The sequence below is a fragment of the Corynebacterium sp. genome (genome assembly GCF_030535495.1).
Taxonomy (GTDB): Bacteria; Actinomycetota; Actinomycetes; order Mycobacteriales; family Mycobacteriaceae; genus Corynebacterium.
Genome location: NZ_JAUNRW010000157.1, coordinates 1 through 3,472, shown reverse-complemented (window position 1 = coordinate 3,472; position 3,472 = coordinate 1). Strand labels below are relative to the sequence as shown.

Below are 3,472 nucleotides of genomic sequence, written 5' to 3'. Positions count from 1 at the left end.
CGCGTCGCGCTCAGAGCAGGTGGACGGCACCGAAGATCGTCAGGGCCACCGCGACGATGTAGCCGCCGGCCTTGACCACCTGTTCGCGGTGGCCCCGCATCCACTCGAAGGCCCGGCCGAAGACCGACTGCGGATAGGCGCGGACCATGCCGACGAAGACCGCCGACAGCGTCGGCAGGCTCAGCGCCAGGCTGGCGTAGACGATGAGGCCGAGGTAGCGGACGGCCACGTGGTAGTCCCCGGCCGAGAGGAACGCCAGGCCGGTGAAGAAGGGGACGGAGGTGGCGGACTGCGCGAGACCGAGGATGAAGCCGACGAGCACCGTCTTCGCCGACGGCGACTGCAGGGGTTCGAGGATGCGGCGGACGAGGGGGGAGTCGCCGCTGCCGTCGCCGCGCAGGGTGGCCACGAGGGTGAGCACGCCGGTGGCGATGAGCAGGATGCCGAAGACGGGGGATTCCAGGGCCCGCTGCACCAGGTCACCGAGGCCGTCGAAGACGACCATGGTGATCACGGACAGCAGGAAGACGCCGAACCAGTCACCGAGGATGAGGAGGGTGACGATGCGTCGATAAGCAGCCCGCCGGGGCAGCATGACACCCAGCGCCACGATGACGCCGATGAGCAGGGCGTTGAGGGAATCCAACAACCCGAAGGAGACGGCCTGAATCATTCCTCGACACTACCCCGGTGTCAGAAACGGTCGACAGTGTCGACGAGGGTGCCGTCGGAGAACTCGAGGTCGGTGACCACTCCCTCCGGGTCGTAGATGGCGCACTCGAACCCGCCCTCGCGCAGGCGGCGCAGGCCCTCCTTGACCATGCGGCGGCCCATACGGTTGAAGGAGGTGACGCGGGAGACGTCGAGGACCAGCTCGGAGCCGCCCAGGTTGTGGGTGGTCAGCTGGTGGAGGATGTTCTCCGCGGCGGTGAAGTTGATGGTGCCCTGCAGGCGGATGACCGTCTGATCACCGTCGCGGGTGATCGAGCGCACACCCGGGACGGAGTGCTGGTCGGAGGACATGAGGTGCAGGCCCATGTCGCGGGACAGGTACTCGAAGATCTTCACGCCGCGCACGGAGTTGCCCTGCGAATCCAGGCGCGGGGAGAACGTGGCGATGCCCAGCTGCCCCGGCAGCGTCCCGATGAGCCCGCCGGCCACGCCCGATTTCGCCGGGATGCCCACTCCGGCCATCCAGCGGCCCGCGCCGTCGTACATGCCCGCGGAACTCATGACCGCCAGCGTCAGGCGGCAGGCCTCCTTGCTCAGGATCTGCTCGCCGGTGACCGGCTGCACACCGCCGTTGGCGAGGGTGGCGGACATGACCGACAGGTCGCGGGTGTTGACCAGGATCGAACACTGGTGGGTGTAGGAGAGGACGGCGTCGTGGGCGTCGTCCCGGATGATGTCGTAGGAACGCAGCATGTGCGCGATGGAGAGGTTGCGGTCCGCGCCCTCGAGTTCGGAGGCGGAGAGTTCGGCGTCGATGTGCAGGTCGCGCCCCGCCAGGCGGGAGAAGAGGTCACGGATCTTCTCGACGCGATCCTCCACGCTCGAATCCTCCCCGTTGATGAGCTGGTTGACGGCGATGGCACCCGCGTTGATCATCGGGTTGACCGGGCGCTTGTCGTTGTCGTCGAGGGAGAGTTCGTTGAAGGCCTCGCCGGAGGGCTCGAGGCCGACGACATCGAGAACCTTCTCCGGGCCCAGCTCCTGCAGGGCGAGGGCGAAGACGAAGGGCTTGGAGATCGACTGGATGGTGTACTCGACATCGGCGTCCGGGCCGGCCGCGTAGACGTGCCCGGAGGCGGTGCACAGGGCGATGGCGAGTCGGTCGGGGTCGGCCTCGGCGAGCTCGGGGATGTAGTCGGCGACCTCCCCGCCGTCCTCGTCGCGGACGTGGTCGAGGATCTCCTGCAGGTAATCCGGGATCGGCATCTTCATGAAACCGAGAGTACCGACGATAAGATCCGGGACATGACAGGCCATCACATCGTCATCATGGGCGTCTCCGGGACGGGGAAGACGACCGTCGGCACGGCGCTGGCGGAGCAGCTCGCCCTCCCCTGGCGCGACGGCGATGACCTGCACCCGCCGGACAACATCACCCGGATGATCGCGGGGGTGCCCCTCACGGACGAGGACCGCGACCCCTGGCTGCGGGCCGTCGGTCGGTGGCTGGCGCAGCAGCCCGCGGGCGGGGTCATCGCGTGCTCCGCTTTACGACGCCCCTACCGCGACCTCCTCCGCTCCATCGTTCCGGGAGTCCGCTTCGTCCACCTCGACGGTGCGCGGGTCGTGTTGGCCGAGCGGATGCAGCGTCGCCAGGGCCATTTCATGCCGGTGCGCCTGCTGGACTCGCAGCTGGGACTGCTGGAACCGCTGGGGGCTGACGAGGACGGGTGCTCCTTCGATGTCGCGCACTCCCCCACGGAGCTGGTCAGCCGGATCGTGGCGTGGTTGGACGCTTAGAGTGGGGGCATGAAGACAGCACTCGTCATCGTCGACGTCCAGAACGACTTCTGCCCCGGCGGCTCGCTGGCCACCGACCGGGGTTCGGAGGTCGCCGCCCTCATCGGCGAATACCAGGAATCCCACGGCGCGAGCTACGACCACATCGTGGCCACCCAGGACTGGCACATCGACCCCGGAGCCCACTTCTCCGACAACCCCGACTTCGTCGACTCCTGGCCGGTCCACTGCGTCGCCGGGTCGGAGGGCGCCGAGCTGCACCCCGCCGTCCGGCCAGAACCCGTCGAGGCCTACTTCCGCAAGGGTGAGTACACCGCCGCCTACTCCGGTTTCGAGGGCGCTGCCGACGGCGTCGGGATGGCGGAGTGGCTGCGGGCCCGGGGTGTCGAGAAGCTCGATGTCGTGGGCATCGCCACCGACCACTGCGTGCGCGCCACCGTGCTGGACGCCCTCGAGGAGGGTTTCGAGGTGCGCGTGCTCACCGACATGTGCGCCCCCGTCGACGAGGAGCGCGGCGCGGCCACACTCCAGGAGCTCGTCGGAGCCGGTGCGCAGTTAAGCTGATCCCATGAACCGCCTGATCATCATGCGCCACGCGAAATCCTCGTGGAAGGAGCCGCTGCCCGATCACCAGCGGCCGCTGAACAAGCGCGGCAAGCGCGACGCCCGCGCCGCCGGCGAGTGGCTGCGAGGACACGTCGGATCCATCGACCGCGTCCTCAGCTCGACGTCGACCCGCACGCGCGCGACCTGGGAGCTTATCGACGCCCCCGCCGACAAGGTCACCTTCCACGACGGCCTCTACGGCGGCACCACGCAGGACTTCCTGCGGCTGTTGCGCCCCCTGCCCGACACCGTGGGCACCGCCCTCCTCCTCGCCCACTGGCCCGGCGTCGAGGAGGCTGTCCGCGAGCTCGCCGTCCGCGACGACAACCCCGGCTGGCAGGGCATCGACACCAAATTCCCCACCAGTGCCATCGCCGTCCTCAGCGTGCCGGGG

5 protein-coding genes are annotated in these 3,472 nt (G+C 68.7%); 3 read left to right on the top strand and 2 right to left on the bottom strand.

The window, feature by feature from the left end; genetic code table 11:
- Nucleotides 1–10: 10 nt before the first annotated feature.
- Together Q4F73_RS12005 and Q4F73_RS12000 are read right to left on the bottom strand one after the other, a co-directional pair.
- Nucleotides 11–673 (bottom strand): hypothetical protein, encoded by a 663-nt coding sequence (locus Q4F73_RS12005; protein ID WP_303359576.1) that lies wholly within the window; start codon nucleotides 671–673, stop codon nucleotides 11–13.
- A gap of 20 nt (nucleotides 674–693) precedes the next feature.
- Entirely contained in the window at nucleotides 694–1,944 is a 1,251-nt protein-coding gene (locus Q4F73_RS12000; protein WP_303359575.1) for a glutaminase, read from the bottom strand.
- A 33-nt stretch (nucleotides 1,945–1,977) separates the two neighbouring features.
- Here Q4F73_RS12000 and Q4F73_RS11995 point away from each other — a divergent pair, with 33 nt between their 5' ends.
- The 3 genes from Q4F73_RS11995 to Q4F73_RS11985 form a co-directional block, all read left to right on the top strand.
- Complete coding sequence (locus Q4F73_RS11995; RefSeq protein ID WP_303359574.1) at nucleotides 1,978–2,472, top strand: gluconokinase; 495 nt, start codon at nucleotides 1,978–1,980, stop codon at nucleotides 2,470–2,472.
- Between the two features lie 9 nt (nucleotides 2,473–2,481).
- The gene (locus tag Q4F73_RS11990) at nucleotides 2,482–3,036 is read left to right on the top strand and encodes a nicotinamidase (protein ID WP_303359573.1); all 555 of its coding nucleotides are present in this window, start codon (nucleotides 2,482–2,484) and stop codon (nucleotides 3,034–3,036) included.
- 4 nt (nucleotides 3,037–3,040) lie between these two features.
- Nucleotides 3,041–3,472 (top strand): histidine phosphatase family protein (locus Q4F73_RS11985; RefSeq protein ID WP_303359572.1); only part of this gene is annotated, 432 nt, incomplete at its 3' end.

Coding starts and splice junctions, on each gene's coding strand:
- Q4F73_RS12005 (WP_303359576.1), bottom strand. CDS start 673: ATGATTCAGGCCGTCTCCTTCGGGTTGTTGGATTCCCTCAACGCCCTG.
- Q4F73_RS12000 (WP_303359575.1), bottom strand. CDS start 1,944: ATGAAGATGCCGATCCCGGATTACCTGCAGGAGATCCTCGACCACGTC.
- Q4F73_RS11995 (WP_303359574.1), top strand. CDS start 1,978: ATGACAGGCCATCACATCGTCATCATGGGCGTCTCCGGGACGGGGAAG.
- Q4F73_RS11990 (WP_303359573.1), top strand. CDS start 2,482: ATGAAGACAGCACTCGTCATCGTCGACGTCCAGAACGACTTCTGCCCC.